The sequence below is a fragment of the Paenibacillus oleatilyticus genome (assembly GCF_018998565.1).
In the GTDB taxonomy this organism is placed as follows: Bacteria; Bacillota; Bacilli; order Paenibacillales; family NBRC-103111; genus Paenibacillus_G; species Paenibacillus_G oleatilyticus.
On record NZ_JAHNZO010000105.1, the window covers coordinates 1 to 415 of the forward strand.

The window sequence follows — 415 nt, forward strand, 5'->3', positions numbered from 1 at the left end:
GTCCAATAACGCCGGCTCCTATCCGCCGCCGTACGAGGTGATCGCGCCGCTCGCCGACGATCTCAATTTCTCGCGCGCGGTCGCCGAGATGCACCAATGGGCCAAGGCCGCGCGCGCCGGCGACTATTAGGCCGCCAAGAAGCTGGCCGGTGCCGCTGATTTTCTCGGGCTGCAGCGTGTGACCTGGGATCAGGCTTTGCAGTCCTGTGCGGCGGACGCCGAAATTGATGAGGCGTCACGCGCTAAGTTCGACGCGCTGGTGGCGGCCCGCGCTGCCGCGCGCGCCAGCAAGAATTGGGCGGAGTCCGACCGCATTCGCGACGAACTCACCGCGCTCGGGGTGGTGTTGAAGGACGGCAAGGACGCCGACGGCAAACCGGTCACCACCTGGGAGATCGCGCGATGACCGACACCA

Annotated in this window: 1 protein-coding gene; it reads left to right on the forward strand. The window is 66.7% G+C overall.

All coding sequences use genetic code 11. The features are described from left to right. Positions 1-178 precede the first annotated feature (178 nt). Positions 179-406, forward strand: a complete 228-nt coding sequence (locus KQX66_RS38865) for a CysS/YqeB C-terminal domain-containing protein (RefSeq protein ID WP_216798400.1) — start codon at positions 179-181, stop codon at positions 404-406. Positions 407-415 lie beyond the last annotated feature (9 nt).